Origin of the sequence: Acinetobacter sp. USHLN143 (assembly GCF_037145695.1) — a bacterium.
GTDB lineage: Bacteria > Pseudomonadota > Gammaproteobacteria > Pseudomonadales > Moraxellaceae > Acinetobacter > Acinetobacter fasciculus.
In genome coordinates, this window is record NZ_JBBCWZ010000237.1 from 1 (window position 1) to 385 (window position 385).

The window sequence follows — 385 nt, forward strand, 5'->3', positions numbered from 1 at the left end:
GAAGATCTTTCCTAGAAAACTATAGGCTGATTTACTGTTCCGTCTAGCGGAAAGGTAAAAGTCAATCGTATGACCCCGTTGATCAACTGCACGATACAGGTAAGTCCATCGCCCCTTCACTTTGATATAAGTCTCATCCATATGCCATGAATGTAAATCTGTAGGATTACGCCAATACCAGCGTAACCGTTTTTCCATTTCTGGAGCATAACGCTGAACCCAACGATAAATTGTACTGTGATCCACATTTATGCCTCGTTCAGCGAGCATTTCTTGAAGTTCACGATAGCTGATGCCATATTTACAATACCAACGAACAGCCCAAAGAATGATTTCACCTTGAAAGTGCCGACCGTGGAAGGGATTCATCTGCTGTATCTCGAAA

At 42.6% G+C, this 385-nt stretch carries 1 protein-coding gene; it reads right to left on the bottom strand.

Going from position 1 to position 385, the window contains the following annotated elements; genetic code table 11:
- A partial coding sequence (locus tag WFH18_RS17880; protein ID WP_336755425.1) for an IS6 family transposase occupies positions 1–369 on the bottom strand: 369 nt, incomplete at its 3' end.
- Positions 370–385 lie beyond the last annotated feature (16 nt).